Annotated in this window: 18 protein-coding genes; 6 read left to right on the forward strand and 12 right to left on the reverse strand. The window is 36.9% G+C overall.

The window, feature by feature from the left end:
- Nucleotides 1-40 precede the first annotated feature (40 nt).
- On the reverse strand, nt 41-3,898 hold the full coding sequence (gene hrpA / locus F935_RS09670; protein WP_016138758.1) for an ATP-dependent RNA helicase HrpA: 3,858 nt from the start codon (nt 3,896-3,898) through the stop codon (nt 41-43).
- 353 nt (nt 3,899-4,251) lie between these two features.
- Here hrpA and ahpC point away from each other — a divergent pair, with 353 nt between their 5' ends.
- Both ahpC and F935_RS09680 read left to right on the forward strand, forming a co-directional pair.
- Entirely contained in the window at nt 4,252-4,815 is a 564-nt protein-coding gene (ahpC, locus tag F935_RS09675) for an alkyl hydroperoxide reductase subunit C (RefSeq protein ID WP_016138759.1), read from the forward strand.
- A 193-nt stretch (nt 4,816-5,008) separates the two neighbouring features.
- Nucleotides 5,009-5,224 (forward strand): KTSC domain-containing protein, encoded by a 216-nt coding sequence (locus F935_RS09680; RefSeq protein ID WP_016138760.1) that lies wholly within the window; start codon nt 5,009-5,011, stop codon nt 5,222-5,224.
- 64 nt (nt 5,225-5,288) lie between these two features.
- Here the strand turns inward: F935_RS09680 and F935_RS09685 are convergent, their stop codons facing one another.
- Together F935_RS09685 and F935_RS09690 are read right to left on the reverse strand one after the other, a co-directional pair.
- A complete protein-coding gene (locus F935_RS09685; RefSeq protein ID WP_016138761.1) occupies nt 5,289-5,876 on the reverse strand; it encodes an O-methyltransferase in 588 nt (195 codons plus the stop codon).
- A 45-nt stretch (nt 5,877-5,921) separates the two neighbouring features.
- Nucleotides 5,922-6,140: a DUF1653 domain-containing protein gene (locus F935_RS09690; RefSeq protein WP_016138762.1), complete on the reverse strand. Its 219-nt coding sequence runs from the start codon at nt 6,138-6,140 to the stop codon at nt 5,922-5,924.
- Nucleotides 6,141-6,407: 267 nt separating this feature from the next.
- On the opposite strand from F935_RS09690, the gene ahpF reads away from it, so the two are divergent.
- Both ahpF and F935_RS09700 read left to right on the forward strand, forming a co-directional pair.
- Nucleotides 6,408-7,973 carry an alkyl hydroperoxide reductase subunit F gene (gene ahpF / locus F935_RS09695; protein ID WP_016138763.1) on the forward strand — a complete coding sequence of 522 codons (1,566 nt, stop codon included), beginning with the start codon at nt 6,408-6,410 and terminating at the stop codon, nt 7,971-7,973.
- Nucleotides 7,974-8,147: 174 nt separating this feature from the next.
- Nucleotides 8,148-8,492, forward strand: coding sequence for a hypothetical protein (locus F935_RS09700; protein ID WP_016138764.1), 345 nt, complete (start codon nt 8,148-8,150; stop codon nt 8,490-8,492).
- A 57-nt stretch (nt 8,493-8,549) separates the two neighbouring features.
- Here the strand turns inward: F935_RS09700 and F935_RS09705 are convergent, their stop codons facing one another.
- Both F935_RS09705 and F935_RS09710 read right to left on the reverse strand, forming a co-directional pair.
- Nucleotides 8,550-9,161 (reverse strand): glutathione binding-like protein, encoded by a 612-nt coding sequence (locus F935_RS09705; RefSeq protein ID WP_016138765.1) that lies wholly within the window; start codon nt 9,159-9,161, stop codon nt 8,550-8,552.
- Between the two features lie 207 nt (nt 9,162-9,368).
- Nucleotides 9,369-11,807, reverse strand: coding sequence for an ExeM/NucH family extracellular endonuclease (locus F935_RS09710; RefSeq protein WP_016138766.1), 2,439 nt, complete (start codon nt 11,805-11,807; stop codon nt 9,369-9,371).
- 145 nt (nt 11,808-11,952) lie between these two features.
- On the opposite strand from F935_RS09710, the gene trmB reads away from it, so the two are divergent.
- Nucleotides 11,953-12,669, forward strand: coding sequence for a tRNA (guanosine(46)-N7)-methyltransferase TrmB (gene trmB / locus F935_RS09715; protein ID WP_004642023.1), 717 nt, complete (start codon nt 11,953-11,955; stop codon nt 12,667-12,669).
- 139 nt (nt 12,670-12,808) lie between these two features.
- Here the strand turns inward: trmB and F935_RS09720 are convergent, their stop codons facing one another.
- From F935_RS09720 to F935_RS09730, 4 genes are all read right to left on the reverse strand, one after another.
- Entirely contained in the window at nt 12,809-13,564 is a 756-nt protein-coding gene (locus tag F935_RS09720) for a hypothetical protein (RefSeq protein ID WP_035366202.1), read from the reverse strand.
- Between the two features lie 123 nt (nt 13,565-13,687).
- On the reverse strand, nt 13,688-13,951 hold the full coding sequence (locus F935_RS19065) for a hypothetical protein (RefSeq protein WP_016138768.1): 264 nt from the start codon (nt 13,949-13,951) through the stop codon (nt 13,688-13,690).
- Nucleotides 13,952-13,953: 2 nt separating this feature from the next.
- Nucleotides 13,954-14,664, reverse strand: coding sequence for a hypothetical protein (locus tag F935_RS09725; RefSeq protein ID WP_228253326.1), 711 nt, complete (start codon nt 14,662-14,664; stop codon nt 13,954-13,956).
- 207 nt (nt 14,665-14,871) lie between these two features.
- On the reverse strand, nt 14,872-15,789 hold the full coding sequence (locus F935_RS09730; RefSeq protein ID WP_016138770.1) for a hypothetical protein: 918 nt from the start codon (nt 15,787-15,789) through the stop codon (nt 14,872-14,874).
- A 360-nt stretch (nt 15,790-16,149) separates the two neighbouring features.
- Here F935_RS09730 and F935_RS09735 point away from each other — a divergent pair, with 360 nt between their 5' ends.
- A complete protein-coding gene (locus tag F935_RS09735; protein ID WP_016138771.1) occupies nt 16,150-16,776 on the forward strand; it encodes a glutathione S-transferase family protein in 627 nt (208 codons plus the stop codon).
- A 14-nt stretch (nt 16,777-16,790) separates the two neighbouring features.
- Here the strand turns inward: F935_RS09735 and F935_RS09740 are convergent, their stop codons facing one another.
- The 3 genes from F935_RS09740 to F935_RS09750 all read right to left on the reverse strand — a co-directional run bounded on the left by F935_RS09740 (nt 16,791) and on the right by F935_RS09750 (nt 20,528).
- Nucleotides 16,791-17,570, reverse strand: a complete 780-nt coding sequence (locus F935_RS09740; RefSeq protein ID WP_016138772.1) for a Rossmann-like and DUF2520 domain-containing protein — start codon at nt 17,568-17,570, stop codon at nt 16,791-16,793.
- Nucleotides 17,571-17,663: 93 nt separating this feature from the next.
- Nucleotides 17,664-19,079 (reverse strand): OmpA family protein, encoded by a 1,416-nt coding sequence (locus F935_RS09745; protein ID WP_016138773.1) that lies wholly within the window; start codon nt 19,077-19,079, stop codon nt 17,664-17,666.
- Nucleotides 19,080-19,292: 213 nt separating this feature from the next.
- Nucleotides 19,293-20,528 (reverse strand): dihydroorotase, encoded by a 1,236-nt coding sequence (locus tag F935_RS09750; protein WP_016138774.1) that lies wholly within the window; start codon nt 20,526-20,528, stop codon nt 19,293-19,295.
- Nucleotides 20,529-20,539: the final 11 nt, after the last annotated feature.

A 20,539-nucleotide genomic window follows, 5' to 3' on the forward strand; every position in this document is an offset into this window, starting at 1 on the left:
TTGTAAGCTAAACAACAACATAAACAGACCCCGATCTATCTTAACTGATTCCCAAACGATCCCATAACTTTTGCAGTCGAGTTGGCGAAATAGGCATCTTGGTTTTCATCGGTTGAGAAAATAAAGAAATGCGAAATTCTTCCAACATCAAATACAATTCTTTGATTTTTGGATCGTTTTTGAATTTAAATACCTTGTCCATCCATGGATCGACATCATCAATAGCGGCATGATCTCGCTGTAGATTATTTGGCAATCGGTCTAAACGCAATAGCAGCGCTTTTAAATATCGTGGATATTCCTGCCAAAGATCGACTGGTTGGCAATAAACAAAATTACCAAGTGACATTAAATCTAGTTGATCTTCAATATCATCAACACTACGGCCAAATATGTCTCGGTCAAGCACTAAAAGCTGACGGCGAATTTGCTGCCATTGAATATAAATATCACTTAATTGCTCAAGTGCTTGCTGACCATGACTCAAAAATTGCTTTTTGACTTGCTCGAGCAGTTTGTTAAATTCATCGGCATTAATTGGCAAAGTTGTAATTGCCATTTGCAACGTTGCATAGACCAGCATCTGCTCAAGCTTAGCTTTATCACCCAAAGGTGAATATGCCAAAGCAAGCGGTTTTGAAATCTGCTTTTTCAACTGGCGAACTAAGTCACCAAGCTGCATGTGAACTAGACGGATAATCCCTTCACGATGCTGCTTAATGGCTTCGGCCTGATCATTAAAAGTCTGAATAACAACACCTGAGTCATCTTTAGCTTCAATTTCAGCAAAAGCTTTTGTAGGGACCAAAGCCTGATATTGTTTTACAACAACACCCGTAACTTTATGTGAAGCCTCAAAAGTAAAATTCTCAGGGAAGTTTTTAAACTCACCTTTTTGCTGTTTCACTGGACGATGCGTTTCTACACGGCAACGCGCTTTTAATTCAGGTAAATCTCGGCCTTTTGCAATCAACTTACCTTTTTCATCAATTACTTTAATGAAAGGTACCAAATATGGATCAATACGTTCAAACGAGAAATCTTTGTCAGTAATTTGCTCACCACGTAAGGCAAAAGCTAAATAACTAAAGATGTGTTCACGTAAATGTACTGCATCAATGCCTTGCATGAGCTTACGAGCAGTATCAGGAATAGGCACCACATTACGACGCTTATCTTTAGGTAAAGCTTTGAGTAAGGCCTCAATTAAATCTTGGCGCCAACCCGGAATTCCCCATGACCAGATATTTTCATCGACCTGAGGCAATGCCTGTACAGGAATCTGAACAGTCGCACCATCTTCGTCATGGCTTGGGTCAAAATGATATGTCGTTGCTAAACGTAGCTGACCATTATGTAGATGATCTGGGAATTGCTGCGTTGTTGGTCGGTCATTCAGCCAAAGTGCATCATCTTCAACAAACAAATAACGCGGATGATTTGCTTCTACCGTCGCGCGCCAATCTTCAAAGCTACGACGGCTTGCGATTTCTTCAGGAATTTTAGAGGCATAAAACTGATAAATCGTTTCTTCATCGACCACTAAATCACGGCGACGCAATTTATCTTCAACTCGCTCCACTTCTTCAAGTTTAAGCAAGTTGTGTTTTAAAAATGGTGGAATTGTGCCCAAGTTACCAGTAGTTAATGCATCACGTAAGAAAATCTCATGCGCAGCAGGCTGGTCAACTTTCTCAAAATTAATTAACCGCTTTGGTTCAATAATTAAACCAAACAGAGAAATTTGCGCATACGCATTTACGATCCCAGCTTTCTTAGACCAATGCGGCTCGAAATAGTGATATTTCAATAAATCACGTGCAGCAAGCAAAATCCATTCAGGGTCAATTTTGGCTAAAGTACGTAAGTACACTTGAGAGGTTTCGACCATCTCAAAAGCCATCACCCAAGAAGTATTGGTTTTGTGCAACGTACTTGCTGGAAAAACTTTAGCCTTTTGCTGACGCACTGCCATAAAGGTGTTGCGTTCATCAGTTTTATTGGCAATAAAAGATAATAAACCTGTCAGCAATGCACGATGCAAGTTTTCATAGTTTGCATCTTTTTCATTAAAGCTGAGTTTTAAACCTTCTGCTAATTCAACTAATTGATGATGCGTCTGTTTCCATTCACGTAAACGCAACCAACTTAAAAAATTCTGCTTAGCAAACTGACGTCGTTTATTTTCAGACATCCCTGCTTCACCTTTAGGATTTAAAGTATCCCAAAGTTTCAAATAAAACAGAAAATCTGAATCGGCTTCTTTGAACAAAGCATGCTTTTGGTCAGCCTGCATTTGTTTGTCTGCCGGACGCTCACGCGGATCTTGAACTGCTAATGCACTCACCACAATCAAGATTTCTTTGAGCACGCCAAAATGAGCACCGCCAATGATCATACGAGCGAGTCGTGGGTCAATTGGCATACGTGCCATCATTTGCCCGACTTTAGTCAGCTCATTTTTCTTCTCGTTAAGTGCCCCTAACTCAATGAGTAACTTACGACCATCATTTACAAGACGGAAATCTGGTGGCTCAATAAAATCAAAGTTTTCTAGCTCACCCAAACCTAAACTGTGCATTTGTAAAATAACAGACGCTAAGTTAGTCCGTTTAATTTCAGGTTCGGTAAATTCGGGACGGCTTACGAAATCTTCTTCGCTATATAAACGAATACACACACCCGCAGCAATACGACCACAACGCCCTTTACGCTGGTTGGCAGCAGCCTGAGAAATTGCTTCAATCGGTAAACGCTGCACGCGTGAACGGTAGTTATAGCGAGAAATACGAGCAAAACCACTATCAATTACATAACGAATATTTGGAACTGTAAGTGCGGTTTCGGCCACGTTGGTCGCAATAATAATACGGCGACCCTTTCCACCTGGACTAAAAATCTTTTGTTGCTCAGAAACAGCTAAGCGCGCATACAAAGGTAAAATTTCGGTATGTCTTGGTCCGTACTTTTGCAAGGTTTCCTGCAACTCACGAATTTCTTGCTCGGTGCTTGAGAAAATTAAAATATCGGCATGTTCAGGATGACCTTTTGCTTCTGCATCAGCAAAGCATTCTTCAACTGCCTGTACAACTGCTCGAGGTAAGTTTTCTTCGAAATCATCAAACTCATCGTCATCACTTCCGCCAATATTCATCTCTGAAATTGGGCGATAAAGCACTTCGACCGGATAACTACGCCCTTCCACTTCAAAAATAGGCGCATCATTAAAGTAATTACTAAAACGATTTACATCTAAAGTTGCCGAAGTCACGATAACTTTTAGGTCTGGGCGTTTTGGCAGTAATTGCTTTAAATAACCCATAATAAAATCGATATTGAGTGAGCGTTCATGCGCTTCATCAATAATGATCGTGTCATATTTAGACAAGAAACGGTCATTGCCTAACTCGGCAAGTAAAATACCATCCGTCATTAACCGTACAATTGAGTCTTGCGAACCTTGTTCATTAAAACGGATTTTAAAACCAATCGATTCGCCAAGCTTTTCGCCGACTTCTTCGGCAATACGCTGAGAAACAGTACGTGCAGCTAAACGACGTGGCTGTGTATGACCAATCATACCTGTTAAGCCACGACCTGCTAACATTGCAATTTGAGGAAGCTGAGTGGTTTTACCTGAGCCAGTTTCGCCTGCCACAATAATGACCTGATGCTTTTGAATCGCATCAATTAAACGGTCAGAATATTGCGAAACAGGTAGTTCCTGATTCAGTTTAATTTTAGGGAGACGTTCAAATCGCTGCCTTACTTTGGCATTCGATTGTTCAAATAATTTTTCAATCTCTGCTGTATTGGCTTTTTTATCTTTACGCAAACGATTTAAACGGTAACGATCTCTTGCCATTACCCACTGATCAATATTTAAATCATTCTGCACAGACAAATTTTCCTGAAAATACAACAATCCTCTATTTTACGCTCTAATGCCCTTCAGGTAAAACACTTGGTTTTTTATATATTTTTAATTTTTTAAAATTTTACCCTTGAATTTTGACTAAGTAGACTTCATGTTGTTATGCAAGTTTCTTTTACTATAACTGTCATTTGATTTACATGTTTTTGCATGTCAAATCGAATACAGTGTTTGGGGACTTAAAAATCGTAAATTTATCACTTATTCAATTTTCCGATTTTAGTCATGTAAAAATACTATTTCCCCAATAAAGAATTTTTATTTATTCTACATCTCGTAAACAAGTTTAAATATAAACCTCAATCATGGAGACAATGATGAGCTTGATTAATACTGAAGTTAAACCATTCCAAGCAACTGCTTACCACAACGGCCAATTTGTTGAAGTTAACGAAACTAACCTTAAAGGTAAGTGGTCTGTTGTATTCTTCTATCCAGCTGACTTCACTTTTGTTTGCCCAACTGAACTTGGTGACTTAGCAGACAACTATGCTGAATTCCAAAAACTTGGTGTTGAAATTTATGCTGTATCTACTGATACACACTTCACACACAAAGCTTGGCACGACACTTCTGAAGAAATCAAAAAAATCCAATATCCATTAGTTGGCGACCCAACTTGGACTCTTTCTAAAAACTTCGACGTTCTTATCGAATCTGAAGGTTTAGCTGACCGTGGTACTTTCGTTATTGATCCAGAAGGTAAAATCCAAATCGTTGAACTTAACGCTGGTGGTATCGGCCGTGACGCGTCTGAACTTCTTCGTAAAGTAAAAGCTGCTCAATATGTACACTCTCACCCAGGTGAAGTTTGCCCAGCTAAATGGAAAGAAGGCGAAGCCACTCTTGCTCCATCTATCGACCTAGTTGGTAAAATCTAATCTCTCTTAGATTTTAAAAACTTAAAGAACCATCCCTCATCGGATGGTTCTTTTATTTTGAATAAGCACATCACATTTTCTACTGATACTTTTACAATTATGCCCTTCCCCATTACATGAAGTTTGAGTAATGTCGAATATATACCTGATGTTTTTTTGAGCTTTAGTAATATGAAATAAAAGGGGAAAATTTATGGCGAAAACACAGATTGTCACTTCATGGAAATACAGCGCGACTTCTCGTCATTTAAAAATATTTTATAGCGACGGTTCAGGCGAACTTTATCATCCTGTACCAGAATTTATTTATAACAACTTATTACGCTCAACAGACAAAGCTGCTTTTGTACATAAATATTTAGAATTCGACTTACACTTTACGCGTTTATCTTTAGTGAATGCTTCATAACATATTAACTAAGGCCTGCTTTGAACAGGCCTTTATCAACGTATAACTTCTATTTTCAAATAGCTTATCTTGCTACGACAATACATAAACCAGCGCCTACCGGCAAAATACTGCTCATAAAATTTTCATCTTTTTTAATTAAAGCTAAGAATGAACTTACTTCAGCCGCATGTGAAATGACGTTATCAATAATGAGAACACCACCATTGGGCTTCATCAGACGCTTTAAATCGGGCCAATAATTTTCGTAAGCATTGCGCTCAGCATCTAGTAAAATAAAATCAAATGTTTCCTGAGCTTCTTTTAAATAATCGGCGGCGTCCCCGATCCAAAAATCAACGACTTCATCTAATGCCAGCTCAGTAACATGGCGCTTCGCCTCGGCACTACGATTGGCATCAATTTCAAGCGTCGTTACTTTTCCCTGAGTCACTTGTGCAGCTTCAGCAAGCCATAAAGTAGAATAACCTGTTGAAGTACCGATTTCTAAAATGGACTTGGCTTGCTGCATTCGAATAAATTGCGACAGAAGTTTTGCAGACTCAGCCTCAATATTTCGATAACGCAGCAAGCGATTTGACTGCTGGGCATCGTGCCGCTTAAAGGTGTCATATAAATCTTCAACTCTTTGTAAGAAAAAAGTATTTGGCATATTCTCACCTTTTAAAATCGTTATTTTATATGACAGCCGTTTGAGTTAAGTGCTTTGAATTAACTTAAACCGCGGCACGATATTTCCATCAGCCATTTGAACTGTTTCAGTAAACATATCAAGCGGACGTACCCATGTTGAATAGTCACCATAAAGACACTGGTAAACGACTAGCTCCTCTTCGGTCTCACTGTGTTTTGCCACAGAAAAAACTTGATAGAGATTACCTTTATAATGCTGATAAATGCCGCGTTGCAATGACATGAAAGTACCTTTTAATGTTATGACATAAAATCTTTACAGCCATATAACATATATAAATTTTTAAACACTTTCACTTTAAAAGATAAAAAAGAGTAATAAAGAGTGCTTAAAGACAAACTGCGCTTTAAATTATTGATATTGTTTATAAGTGCCGAGTAATATTCAAAAAACCGATTAAATCTATAAAAACATACTGTTTCACCTATTTTGTGTTTTAACGTACTATGCATCTATTGAAAGAATTTGGATGCATTGGAGTAAAAACAGATGTTAGATCAAAACATTAAAACTCAATTAAAAGCTTACTTAGAACGTTTAGAAAGTCCAATCGAATTAGTTGCTGCTTTAGATGAATCAGATAAAGCTGCTCAAATTAAAGAATTAGTGACAGAAATCGCTGAGCTTTCTGACAAAGTAACTGCCCGTTTTGACGGCAACAATACACGTCGTCCAAGCTTTGGTGTGGCTAAAGCAGGTGAACAACCTCGTGTGTTCTTTGCGGGCTTACCTATGGGCCATGAGTTTACATCTTTGATCTTGGCACTGTTACAGGTGTCTGGCTATGCACCTAAAGTGTCAAATGAAGTGCTCAACCAGATTAAAGGCTTAAACCTCAAAGCCAACTTTGATGTGTTTGTATCGTTAAGCTGTCATAACTGTCCGGATGTGGTACAGGCGCTTAACCTGATCGCGATTTATAATCCGAACACAACAGCAACCATGATTGATGGTTCATTCTTCCAAGACGAAGTGGAACAACGCAAAATCATGGCTGTACCAATCGTGTTCCAAGACAATGAGCACATTGGCCAAGGTCGTATGACGCTTGAAGAGATTGTGGCGAAACTCGACACCAACTCAGCTGAAAAAGATGCAGCAGCACTCAATGCTAAAGATGCTTTTGATGTATTGGTGATTGGTGGTGGTCCTGCGGGTGCAACAGCAGCAATCTATGCTGCACGTAAAGGTATTAACACCGGTATCGTGGCTGAACGCTTCGGCGGTCAGGTGATGGATACCATGGACATTGAAAACTTCACATCTGTACAAAAGACTCAAGGTCCTAAGTTTGCTGCCGAGATGGAAGCGCATGTTCGTGAATACGATGTCGATATTATGAACCTGCAACGTGTCAGCAAAATCACAGGTGCAAACCAAACAATAAATGGTCTGGTTGAAGTTGAACTTGAAAACGGTGCGAAACTTGAATCGAAAACTGTGATCCTTTCAACAGGTGCACGTTGGAGAGAAATGAATGTACCGGGTGAGCAAGAATACCGTACCCGTGGTGTAGCATACTGCCCACACTGTGATGGTCCATTGTTCAAAGGCAAACGTGTTGCCGTGATTGGTGGTGGTAACTCAGGTGTTGAAGCTGCAATTGATCTTGCAGGAATTGTTGAGCATGTGACTCTGGTTGAGTTCGATACAAAACTTCGTGCTGACCAAGTTTTGCAAAACAAACTGCATAGCTTGCCAAATACAACTGTGATTATGAATGCCTTAAGTACAGAAGTGTTGGGTGACGGATCACAAGTGACTGGTCTTAAATATAAAGACCGGGCCACTGATGAAGAGCATGTAGTAGAGCTTGCAGGGATCTTTGTACAGATTGGTTTATTACCAAACACTGACTTCTTAAAAGACAGTGAAGTTGAATTAACCAACCGTGGCGAAATCATTGTGAATGACCGCAACGAAACCAATGTGAAAGGTGTATTTGCTGCGGGTGACTGTACAACTGTGCCTTACAAGCAAATTATTATTGCCACAGGTGAAGGCGCTAAAGCATCACTCTCTGCGTTTGATTACATCATCCGTTCTGGGCAGTAAAATTTAGTCAAATCATGCTTATTTAATACAAGCCTAGCATTACAAAATGCTAGGCTTTTTTAATATTGGAGTTACAACTCTTTAACAATTTTCGATCTTTATTAATCAGTTAGTTTATGTTTATATTTTAGACATCCATAATTTTGGATGCCATGAATTAGAAGGAAAAACACAATGAATAAATTACTTGTTGCTTTAGGTCTTGCTGCGACCGTTGCTCTTGTTGGATGTAATAAAGATAAAGCTCCAGAAACAGGTGCGACAACGGGTGAACACTTAGAAAATGCTGCTCAACAAGCAACTGCTGATATCAAATCTGCTGGTGACAAAGCTGCAAGCGATATTGCCACTGCAACTGATAATGCTACTGCAAAAATCGATGCTGCAACTGATCATGCTGCTGATGCTACCGCTGAAGCTGCTGCAAAAACTGAAGCAACTGCTCGTAAGGCAACTGCCGATACAGCTCAAGCTGTTGAAAAGACCGCTGCTGAAGTTAAAAAAGATGCTCAACACTAATCTCTAGAAATAAAAAAGCCCCTGTCCATACAGGGGCTTTTTTTAAGTCTAAACCGATTAAGAAATTAGACCTTCATCACGCATCGCAATTTGTACAGATTGACGTTCTGCTACTTTATTACGCAGTGCAATAATGTGCTTGTATGGTGTTAGATCATGTTCAATTGAGTTTGACCAGTTTGTTAAAACAAATAGATAAGCATCTGCTGGGCCAAAATTATCATTTACTAAATAATCATAATCAGATTCAGACAAATAGTTATCGATATATTTTAAAAGGCGATCAATTTCTGCATAAGCTTTAGTTTTTTCATCAGTTGTTAATGACGCCCCAAAGAAGACTGCATATGCATCATGTAATTCAGAGTTCAAATATCCCAACCATTCCAATACTTTCGCACGGCCCATCCCTGATGGAGGAATTAAATCCTGCTTAGGATCATGCTGAGCAAGAAACGGTAAAATCGCAACGTTTTCAGTTAACATTAAACCCGGATTAATTTCTAAAGCTGGTACATATCCTTTTGGATTAATCTCGTAATAATCTGCGCCTTTTTCTGTTTTATGAGTTTTTAAATTTACCCGTTCTAAGTCAAAATCAACATTAATTTCATTTAAAATAATATGTGCAGCTAAAGAACATGCGCCTGGCGAATAATATAATTTCATATCTGATCCTTGTTATCTCATATTAACGTTTTAAATTGCTTCTAGAAAACCTGCAAGGTTTGCCCAATTCTTTAATTGTAAAAAAGCGTAAACTTATAAAATACTTACACCATCTAATATTCTTCAAAAAGTCATTCCTTGCAAGTTGTCTTGCGTGACGATTGTTTAAAATATGATAAAACACATTTGCGTCACGCAATTTTTCCGTTAATTACGCTTAAAAAGCTGGCTAAGCCAATTCACTAATTCAGTTAAGAAATCAAAAATCCCATTTTTCTTATCATCGTCAGGATGACTTGAGTCTTTTCCATTTAAATCTAGATCGACAATTACAGGATCATGATCCGAAGAACGATAAGCATCTTCCCCATAAAACAATGCCTTTTGCTCATCGGTTTTATATTCTTCGTTATAATCTAAAAGCGTTGGTTCATCTGCATTAATATGCCATGCAAAGGTTCTGACCACTTTTGGATATAAAGCCGCATCAGCAATTGCATGGTCTAAGTTACCTGCTCCACCATTGCCGTTGGCATCACTCGCAACACCATACACATAGCTATATGCCTGAGTACCCTGACCGACCTTAGTATCATTAAGTAAAACTTTATAATTTGCTTTCTCAAATGACAAAATAGGTTCTTCTTTTGCGTAACTGTTCATATCCCCTACAAGTAAAGCATTTTGCTTAGGCACTTGAGTTGGATTTTTCGCTAACCATTGCACAATTTGATCAACGGCTTTCACACGAGTTGGGTTCCAGCAGCCTTGACCATCTTTTTGGTCTGCGTCAGTAGAGCTAGTATCAACCCCACTACAGCTTTTCGATTTCAAGTGGTTTGGAATAACAGTAAAGGTTTTATTGCCACGAACTGCTTGGAAACTTTGCGCCAAAGTTGTTCGGTTCTTGTCGCCTAAATCAAGCACAACAGGCTTATTCAAAGGTTTAACACGTTTACTGTTATAAATAATAGCAACTGCGATTGCATCACCACCTAAACGGTCTAAGTTTTCAGGAACCACATATTTCCAATCGCTACCTAAAGCTTTGGTCAAATTAGCAATTGCACTGTTAGGCCCATAACCATTGTTTGCAATTTCCATTAAACCGTAAACATCGGCATCAATCGCTTTTAATGCACTCACAATTTTACGATGCTGTTTATCAAACTCAGCTTGTGTTGTCGCACCACGCTCTGTCGGAAAACCAGTTGCGCCATTGTCATAATTCAAAACGTTAAATGAAGCTACACGAATGTGATTAGCATTTTTAGTAAGGACGCTTTGACGCGGGCTTGTTTGAGTAATAACTTCAGGCTGATTACGTCCAAGCACAGGTTGTACACGCCAACCATTAAAACGGTATTCTAAAATACCTTCAGCATTTTTAAGTTGATAACCCGAGCGTAACGTATTGGCAGCACTAAAATTGCTTGGTAACCAAGGTGTACGGTTTTGATTGTTATAGCCATCATCAAAAATAATTTTCGATAATAAATTTTTCTGAGCTAGAGCTTTAGCTTCTGGCGACAAGGCTGGATATAAATTGGTTGGAATATATAAACGACCTAGACTCAGCGATAACTCACCATAACGACCGTAATTGTAGTTCTCGCTCACCGTTAAAGTCTGAGGTAGTTTGACCAACATACCTTGATAACGCCGCGGCGAATGAACTGAACCACCCGTTAAACTAGCAAACGGAAGTTCAAGGCTAATCGGCTGAACCTGATTTGCCATATTGCTATTACAGGTTTGAATATCTTGTTGTAATTGATCTATCTGTAGCTGATTTTGATAAGACGTTAAACGGCCACGTAAAATAACCTCATCGCCAACTTGTCCACCTTTTACCGCACTGCTATTTGGAATATAAACAAAAATAGCATTACTGACATTTGCACGAGCTTTTGTGTCTGGTGTCTGGATATAAAAACCAGAGAAACCATTGGCATAACGATAGTCAGCTGTAATCACACCACGCACAGTATAAGTCTGGTCTTGAATTGCTGCAGCCAAGTCAGCAATAGCTGTATCTGAGCTTGAACAACTTACTGTTTCAACAGGTGGCTGAGTTGTGGAACCTGATAGATTTGAAAAGTCATTTCGGTTTGTCCAAGCCGACCATGAATGATCCAAATCAAATGCTGCTGTTGCATCAACACTTAAAGCTGGGTTTTCTGTTTCAATACGCTTAAAACTATTTCCCAAGCTTGAAACTGCCGTCCCCCATCCCGCTGCTGGGCGTTCACCAATACGACCAAAACGGTCTACAGGCGTACCTTTATAAACGAGTACAACCGCATCATCTCCATTAAAAGATAAAGCAGCGACCTGATTTACTTTACTTCCAAGCTCAGTTTGCAACTCTGAGCGCCCCACTAAAAACTTCTGCTTACTCGCGAGTGTGCCTTGTAAACGAAAAGCCACAGTCTTTGCTGTACCACCATTATTAAATTGTTGAATCTCATAATCGGCTAAATTAACCGTAGCGCCATCTGGATTATAAATTTCCAAGCCTTTTTTATTGCTGCTGCCGTCAACATATTGGCTAAACATGAGCTGCGCTTGAGCAACTGAGCTATATGAAAATGCACCTAATGCACTTAAAAAGACCGAAAGTGTTCTTAATTGAAAAGTTTTCATGAGTAAAAGTGTTCATATGAGTTTTAATTAGTCTCATAGAGTAAATATTGATCATGACATCTACATGAAGAAAAACACCGAAACATTTGACTTGATCCCATGAAGACTTAAAATACCGCATTTGAATTTCAATATTGCCAAGGTTATGTCGATCGATCAGTTAGAAACGCAAATTGCAGACTTAGACAATTTGCCTGAACACCGTGAAATTGTGACGTTTATGCGTCGTTCAGCACCACTTAATACGTCTCAACGCACGGCATTAGAACAACATCGCGATTTAATTTTGGAATATCCTGTTGGCGACTTACGTCAACACTTCGAACACCCAGAGCGTCCTTTAACTGTTGAAATCGGTTTTGGTATGGGTCGTTCGTTAGTACTTATGGCAAAAGCAAACCCTGAACGCAACTATGTGGGTATTGAAGTCCATGTACCTGGTATTGCTCAATGCCTATATGAAGCAGGTATAGCAGAAGTTAAAAACTTACGTGTACTTGATGCAGATGCAATTCAGGTTTTACGTGAAATGCCAGACAACAGCATTAACTGTGTACAACTTTACTTCCCAGATCCTTGGCAAAAGAAACGTCATTTCAAACGCCGTTTTGTTGCTCATGAGCGTATGCCATTGGTTGAACAAAAGCTTGAGCTTGGCGGTACGTTCCATGCTGCAACAGATTGGGAACCGTATGCTGAATGGATGCTAGATGTATTAGACAATCGTCCAGACCTTGAAAACTTGGCAGGTAAAGGCAATAGCTACCCACGTCCAGACTGGCGCCCAGTGACTAAGTTTGAACGTCGTGGTATTGAGTCAGGACATAAAATTAATGACTTTATCTTTAAAAAGATTAAGTAAAATTTGACTACCAGATAGCGAAAAAATGAGGGCATTAAATACCAATATTTAATGCCTTTTTAAATTAGCGTAAATCATATACCTCAATATATTTTTAAATTACATATATATTAATAATTTAAGTTAATTATTAACATATTCATTTTCTAGTATTTTTTGACTTAACTTCTAAAGGAGCCACGTTCCAGACATCCAATAAGCGCCAAATTGCATTATCAATCTCTTGCCACTCTTCCCAATTATTTAAATTTGTTTCCCATTTAACCCATACTCCCCCATATTTATTAGGCTCATAACTATTTCCATAAATTTGAATAAAATGATTGTCACTAGTGTTTTCTGATGCGAATACATCTAAAAAAACTCCAGTAACATCTTTATTTTTCGAATATCCATAACAAAAAAAAGCTTTATCAGATATATTTCTTTTATAACAATCCAAACCATTTTTTTTAAACTTTGATTTAAGATCTACATATTTAGAATTAAAGTTATTTAGCATTATTTTATTAGTATCTAATTTCTGCTCTCGCATATCTATAGTTAGACCTTCAATCTTAACTCGCACTTGATCTTTATGATCCGGTATATACCCATCTGTAGCCTGAAAACTTGATTTTCTTAAAACTAAATTAAATTGTAATTGCCGATTTGAATCAGGCATTGGTAAACTATCTATCTCTTTTTGAGTAATTGAACCAAATTTTTCAGGTATATAATTTATTGGAAACTGTCCTAAATAATGCTCTCTTTCTGGGCGATAAAATTCTGAATCAAATTGATCAGGAATATGTATTCTACGCTCCCCTAATTTTGCTTTAACAATTAAATTATTATTTTGTTTCCATATAACAATATCCCCTTCTTGAGGTATATTAGATTTTTCTTTATTCATACATCCCCCTAAAAATAAAAAGTACATAAACAATAAATTTTTCTTTAGATATGACATTAGTTAATCTCTAAAATTATCAAAACTTCTAAATAGTATTAAAATTATAAAATAGAAAAAATCTAATTAATATAGTTTATTTCTTTTTCTTAATGAAACATCTTCGCCACTTTGAGTTTCACTAGAGTTAAATACTTGCTCTTCTTCTGAAATAGTGCCACATGCAGTTATCAATATTCTCCTAACAAATGGATATATATCTTTTCTTAAAGAAGCCACACTCATACGTATCCCATATCTTTGGATTTGTTCTGGCTCATTAAGTGCTAAATTTTCATATAACTTCATAATATAAATATTATCAATATTTTGACCATCAATTTGATCCAAATTTAAATTAGGTTCTTTGGTGCTATATTTTTTTCACCTTCTTTCATTCTTTTCATATTCCCTATCATTTTTAAATCGATTGTTTTAATCGATTTAAGGATTTCTTTATTATCACAACAAAGCTTATCAATAGAGTATTCTTCTATACTATAATTACTGTTACTTATTTTCTTCAAACTTGAAAGTGGATAAATTGTTCGCCCATAAGTTATTACAGAATAATTTATGGGCAAGCTTTTCAAATAATCAATATCCACACGATTATATTTTGTCCATAAACTTTTTAAATTATTCTTATTTTCGCTTAAATCTTTGCATCTTCTTTTATCTTTCTTACAATCTTTATTATCATAATATTCCTGCATTGTTGCCACTGCCACAATACCCATATTATCTTCTAATGTTTTATCTAATTTTGCAGTACTTATCACTTTAATAACTTCCCCCTTATTATTAAAATTAGAAATATACATTGCATTATCATACACATTAAATCCTTCACGACCGGCTCTAATCCAATGTTCCATTTGTATAGCCAAAAAATCTGCTTTTAAATTTATTAACTTTTCTTCATCCGTAAGATATTTATTCTCACTTGTACAAAAGACTTTTTCTTCATTTTTATTAATTACATATTCGTGATATTTATTATTAATAAAATCAAATATCAAGAAAAACACCAATGTAGCAAAAAATATTTTATATTTCTTCATTTTAATCCCCATTCAAACTCAAGTAGATAGTTTGAATTTTAAATGATCCAAAAAGCTAATTAACACATTATACAAAATCATATAATTCAAACCCAAACAACCTTCATCTTTCACAATTAATCAAAACTTTAAAACCAATATAAAGATAATAATTCATAATTTTTAATATAAACCATATCACATATTATTATTTAGCCTAATCCAACTTCAATTAACACTTAATCTTTCTACAGAAAGGTAAACATTAAAATAAATCCTTCCACATTCATCAATAGGATATGCCTGAGATTCAATATAAACTTCTTTAAGTGGTATATATTTCATATCCTTAATAAATGTATTAATTTTATATCTATAATAAGAAACAATTAAATAATAGTTAGTTATTTTTTGCTTAGAAAGATGCTTAACCTCCTTATTATTAATTAAATTATCATAATTAATAATACTACAGCAGTTATATGGATAAAAGTTGTGCAGATTGGCATCACCACCTGACGAAAGTGTTAATAAAAAGCTATTTTTATTATTAAGTTGCTGATAAAGATTTTTATTATTTACATCAATATTGTCTCGTATTTTTGAAAATCCTGTTAAAACTACAACACTACCATGAGAAATACCATCTAACACCAAATCCTCATCAAGTATTTTATTTCCTATTTTTTCTACAGAAATTTTTGAATTAAGTGTATTATATGGATTTTCAATTTGATTTTTAAAAGCATTTTTTAGATCATCAAAATTACGAATATTTTCTTTTAAAACAAATAGATTATAAGTAGCATTATCACTTTTTTCATTATCATCTACTTTATCTTTCGATTTTTTAAAAATAATATCATCTTTATAACTCTGAAAATAACTTGCCATCGCTCTTTCATATAATTGATCTGTATTAAAATTTTTAGCCTGCAAACAAAAATTTTTCTCTATTTTTCTTTGTTCATAATTTTCTAGAATAAGACAACCACCCCCAATTAAAAGTAAAATTAAGGATAATCCTAAAAAAATATACTTTGCATAGATATTCTTAACAACAAGAATAATAAATTTAAAAATTAACCATAAGATTAAAAAAAATCCAAAAAAAATTGAAAGCCCCATTAATAATAAATTAAACATATAAAATATTTTTCTCTATCTAATACTATTTTAAATTCTCATACAAAACAGTGTAATTTAAGTTGGAGAAAACGACTCGCCGACTTGGATTACGTCTTCCCCTATGATCTTGTTTTGATCATCAATTGTAAAATCAAGATACATTCAGAATTTATATTTTCATTTTCAATACATTATTTTAACACTCACTATACAAAACTGTCTGTATATTTTCACCACAAAAGAATAATAAATATCAAAAAAATTATGCTCTTATAGCTAGTATTTGTTCTGGTATCTTTTTTATTATTAAATCTTAAATAACTAAAGAATTTGTATTACATTCAATTTACTTAAACTCACGAAAAGTCAGAAAACAATATGTTAAAAATTTTAGGGCGCGATAACTCCATTAATGTTCGCAAAGTCTTATGGCTGTGTGAAGAATTAAATCTTGAATATGAAAGAGAAGACTGGGGACGAGGCTTTCGCTCTGCTCAATCACCGGAATATTTACAATTAAACCCAAATGGTCAAATTCCTGTTGTTGTAGATGGTGATTTAACCCTTTGGCAGTCCAACAGTATTATCCGTTATTTAGCAAATGCTTATGATAAAGAGCAGCAACTTTACCCTACTCAAGCGAAAGAAAGATTTTTTGTTGACCAGTGGATTGATTGGCAAGCGATTGAGCTGAATAACAGCTGGACTTATACGATTATGTCTCTCTTGAGACATTCTCCAGATCATCAAGATCCAAAATTATTACAACAAGGTATTGATGACTGGAATCATCATATGCAGATTCTTGATCAACAACTCGCAAAAACTCAGGCCTATGTTGCAGGCACTGAGTTCACTCTAGCGGATATTCCAATTGGTCTATCTGTACAGCGCTGGAAAGCTACTCCTTTTGACCATCCAACACTTAAACATGTCGACCAATATTTTGAACGTTTAAATCAACGTGCTGGTTTCTTAAAATGGGGCAATAACGGCGAACCTTAATTTTTAAATAAGCTTTAAGCCGAGTGATGGCGTTTTAGGATGCCATCACTTAAAAGTTGATACACCTGTTTTAAATCATCTTGATTTGCTTGAGCCAATAAGTCTTGATGCATTGCCAAGATATTCTGATCTCCCCTTACCGCAGGCCCAGTTTGCATTTGCTTTGGATCATTTTCAGTCGCTTTTTTAGCTGTTTCCAAAATTAAAGGATAGAGTAAGCTAAAGTCCACCTGCTCTATATCCACAATCTGCTTTGCCATATCGAAACAGTAGTTACTAAAATTACAAGCGAACACAGCCGCTAAGTGTAAAGTTAAACGTTGTTTTGAGGTGTATTGATATACTCGATTGCTTAGGCTATTTGCTAAATCTGAAAGTAGTTTCTGATCGACATTTGTTACTGCTTCAACAAACAAAGGCGTTGCAGACCAATCAATATCTCTTTCTAAGCTAAATGTTTGTAATGGATAAAACACCCCTGCTTTTTCATGTACATGACTGATGACTTCAATATCAGTACTACCCGAAGTGTGGACAATAAGTGTGTCAGGAAAGAATTCATGAACTTGTTTTACAAGCTCTGCAATTGCACTATCTGAAACCGCTAAAATGATAAGATCGGTCGACTGGAATTGTTGAAGAGACTGGCAGGCTTTTGCTTGAATTTTCTCTGCAAATTTTTGGGTTTTATCAAAATCACGCGCATAGACTTGTACGATGTTATGACCTTCGCCCAATAAAGCCTTTGCCAAATGAAAGGCAACTCGCCCACTTCCCACCAAACTGATTTTCATATCAATCCAACATTATTTATCTCAACAAAAAAGCTTCTCAAAATGAGAAGCTTTTTTCAAATTAAAATAACTAATTTTTCATAAATTAGTTGATTATTGGGCTACTGAAAACTCAATACGACGGTTTTTAAAACGACCTTCTTCTGTCGTGTTTTCTGCAACTGGCTGATCAGAACCATGGCCTTCTGCAACTAATTTAGAAGCATCTACACCTTTAGATTTTAAATAATCTACCACTGCTTGAGCACGGCGTTGAGACAAAGCTTTATTTGCAGCAGCGTTACCTGTTGAGTCGGTATGACCACCCACATTTAATTTGACGCTAGTCACTTTATTTAAAAGTGTTGCAGCTTGGTCAAGAATGGCTTTGTTATCGGCAGGAATGTTACTTGAACCACTCGCAAAATTAATAATTTGCAAGTTAAGTGCTTTCACCAAAGCATTTACATCGACATTGTTCGGGTCAATTGAGCCTAGAGCAGTTTGCGAAGCAGTTAAGCTATTGCTTACAGATTGCTCAGCTGTTGCTGGTGCTGTACCGACAACCTCAGTATGTGGTACCAATGCTTTTACTTTTGCAGTTAAAGCGTCTAATGCTGCCGCATCACCCGCTTTCAAAGTGATTTTATCACCCACCCATTCTAAAGATGCATTTGGCACACCTTTTAATGCCCCTAACACACCTGCAAGCGCATCTTTATCTGTAAATGAAGCTGCATAAGTTTGGCTTGTATCCACCTTACAATCTTGAGTTGTCGAAAAAACCTTTTTAACATTGGTTTGTAACGTTGCCAAGAAGCCTTGATCACCAATTCCAGCCTGACACTGGCTCACTGCACCTTTGTCATCTGTACTTAAAGTTAAGCTAGCGGGTGCAGCAGCAGCTTCAACACCACTTGCAGCCGTCGGTTCTGGTGCTGGTACAGCTTCTTTATGCTGACAAGAACGCCATAACCAAGCAATGATCAGCCCCAGAATAATGAGGGCAATAATCGGTAAGAACCCACGAGACTTACCCGTATTTTCAGTTGCTGCTGCAAGCGGAGGTGCAGTTGATGGTGTGACAGAAGATAAGCCTGCACCAAGTCCTAGCGGTGCTAATAGACCCACTGCCCACGCTGGTAAATATGAACGAATAGTATCTGCATGCTGGCGCAAGTAATTCACAATACTTTGTTGATCATTTCCAGCAACATCTGAAATTGCATTCAGGCTGGGTTTAATTGCACTGTTGAGTGTGCTTTCAATTTCATTATTTGGTGCCGTACCGCTTAAATGGGTAAGCACAGTATTCTTGATTTGGTCATTATGAGAAAAAAGGTCTGATAATGAAGGAGCCAAACTATTTTTCAATTGTCCGATAAGATCAGGTTTAGCAGCTAATAATGAAAGTAAAATTGGATAAAACTTAGATAAAGCATTCGATTTTTCGCCGAGGTATCCATCCTGTTCATCTAATAATATTGAAGATACTTTTTCTTTAAGCAATTCTATAGGGTTTATCGACATTGGTTATTCTCCCGAATTTATACGTCGTAACCAGCAACTTTTGATTATTCAAATAGTTCTTCTTTGCTGATAGTTTTTTATTCTAATCTGCCTAGAATCTTTTATTGTTTTTTATATAATTTATATACAATTTTCCATCTAGTATTTACAAAACAGGTAGATCTTATTGATCTACCTGTTTATATTTTAAATTTACTTTAACTAAGTACTTTATCAGTTAGCAAAAGTTTGCAGTACTTTACCTGTCAAGGTTTGGCCCAACAATGGGGTATTTTTCCCTTGCGATAAAATTGTGTCTTTGCTTACTGTCCAGCTTAAAGCAGGATCTACCAATACCCATCCAGCTTCATCTTCCCAACGCGCGGTCATATTCGCAACCTGCGCTGGCACGCTGGTTACTTTAGCAACCCATTCTAGAGGTTCAAATAAACCTTCATTAATGAGTTGAATCCCTAACGATACATAGGTATCAAAAGCTGTAATGCCCGGCTGAGTTTCAGCAAATGGCGCCATTTTTGCCGAACTGCTTAAAGGCTCATGGTGCGTACAAATTGCATCAATTACGCCTTCTTTTAAGCCTTGACGTAAAATTTCTTTATCTTGCTCAGAACGCAATGGCGGGCGAACGTGTGCAAGTGAATTGAAACCGTCGATTAAGTGTTCAGTTAAATGTAACTGATGCATTGCAACGTCAGCAGTCACAGGCAAGCCTTTTGCTTTTGCCGCACGAATTAATTCAACCGATGCACCACAAGATAACAAACCAAAGTGAGCTTTTACGCCAGTTGCTTCAATCATAAGCAAATATTTTGCAATCGCTACAGTTTCAGCAAGCGCCGGAATCATTGGCAGACCTTGACGAGAAGCAATAAAGCCTTCGTGTGTACATCCATCTTTAGCAATTTGTGGTTCTTCGGCATAGAACACAACCGTTAAACCAAGACCCGCTGCATATTCCAAAGTACGAATAACCACATCATCATTTTCAAAAGCAGCGTTGGCATTTGAAACAGCAGTACAACCACCCTTTTTAAGACCGGCCATATTTGCAGGTTGTTTACCATTTAGACCTTGGGTTTGAGCACCGATAATATGCATATGAATGCCACCATCAAGCCATGCCTTTTCAATCAGGCCATGAATAAGCGCACCATTGTCTTGCACAATTGGCTTTGAATCTGGCGGAGTAATCACATGCAAAATACCATTAGCACGTGCTGCCTTCCCTTCAGATTTCAACGTACCGTGTTGCTGTTGACCAGGTTCACGTAAACGCGCACACAAATCAACCATGGTTGGCATTAACCATTTGCCTTGACCATCAATGGTTTGTTCAACTTGCTCGGCTTGAGCAACCAACTTGCCATTTTGAATATATACAGTTTGTACGTTATCTGTTTTTTGGATTGGGTCTAACACACGTACATTTTCAATTTTTACAATACTCATGTGATCCATTC

The organism is Acinetobacter calcoaceticus ANC 3811, from assembly GCF_000399665.1.
Classification (GTDB): Bacteria; Pseudomonadota; Gammaproteobacteria; order Pseudomonadales; family Moraxellaceae; genus Acinetobacter; species Acinetobacter calcoaceticus_B.

Excerpts from the sequence above, each read along its gene's own strand:
- ahpC (WP_016138759.1), top strand. The coding sequence starts at position 4,252 with ATGAGCTTGATTAATACTGAAGTTAAACCATTCCAAGCAACTGCTTAC.
- F935_RS09680 (WP_016138760.1), top strand. The coding sequence starts at position 5,009 with ATGGCGAAAACACAGATTGTCACTTCATGGAAATACAGCGCGACTTCT.
- F935_RS09685 (WP_016138761.1), bottom strand. The coding sequence starts at position 5,876 with ATGCCAAATACTTTTTTCTTACAAAGAGTTGAAGATTTATATGACACC.
- F935_RS09690 (WP_016138762.1), bottom strand. The coding sequence starts at position 6,140 with ATGTCATTGCAACGCGGCATTTATCAGCATTATAAAGGTAATCTCTAT.
- ahpF (WP_016138763.1), top strand. The coding sequence starts at position 6,408 with ATGTTAGATCAAAACATTAAAACTCAATTAAAAGCTTACTTAGAACGT.
- F935_RS09700 (WP_016138764.1), top strand. The coding sequence starts at position 8,148 with ATGAATAAATTACTTGTTGCTTTAGGTCTTGCTGCGACCGTTGCTCTT.
- F935_RS09705 (WP_016138765.1), bottom strand. The coding sequence starts at position 9,161 with ATGAAATTATATTATTCGCCAGGCGCATGTTCTTTAGCTGCACATATT.
- F935_RS09710 (WP_016138766.1), bottom strand. The coding sequence starts at position 11,807 with ATGAAAACTTTTCAATTAAGAACACTTTCGGTCTTTTTAAGTGCATTA.
- trmB (WP_004642023.1), top strand. The coding sequence starts at position 11,953 with ATGTCGATCGATCAGTTAGAAACGCAAATTGCAGACTTAGACAATTTG.
- F935_RS09720 (WP_035366202.1), bottom strand. The coding sequence starts at position 13,564 with ATGAATAAAGAAAAATCTAATATACCTCAAGAAGGGGATATTGTTATA.
- F935_RS09725 (WP_228253326.1), bottom strand. The coding sequence starts at position 14,664 with ATGAAGAAATATAAAATATTTTTTGCTACATTGGTGTTTTTCTTGATA.
- F935_RS09730 (WP_016138770.1), bottom strand. The coding sequence starts at position 15,789 with ATGTTTAATTTATTATTAATGGGGCTTTCAATTTTTTTTGGATTTTTT.
- F935_RS09735 (WP_016138771.1), top strand. The coding sequence starts at position 16,150 with ATGTTAAAAATTTTAGGGCGCGATAACTCCATTAATGTTCGCAAAGTC.
- F935_RS09740 (WP_016138772.1), bottom strand. The coding sequence starts at position 17,570 with ATGAAAATCAGTTTGGTGGGAAGTGGGCGAGTTGCCTTTCATTTGGCA.
- F935_RS09745 (WP_016138773.1), bottom strand. The coding sequence starts at position 19,079 with ATGTCGATAAACCCTATAGAATTGCTTAAAGAAAAAGTATCTTCAATA.
- F935_RS09750 (WP_016138774.1), bottom strand. The coding sequence starts at position 20,528 with ATGAGTATTGTAAAAATTGAAAATGTACGTGTGTTAGACCCAATCCAA.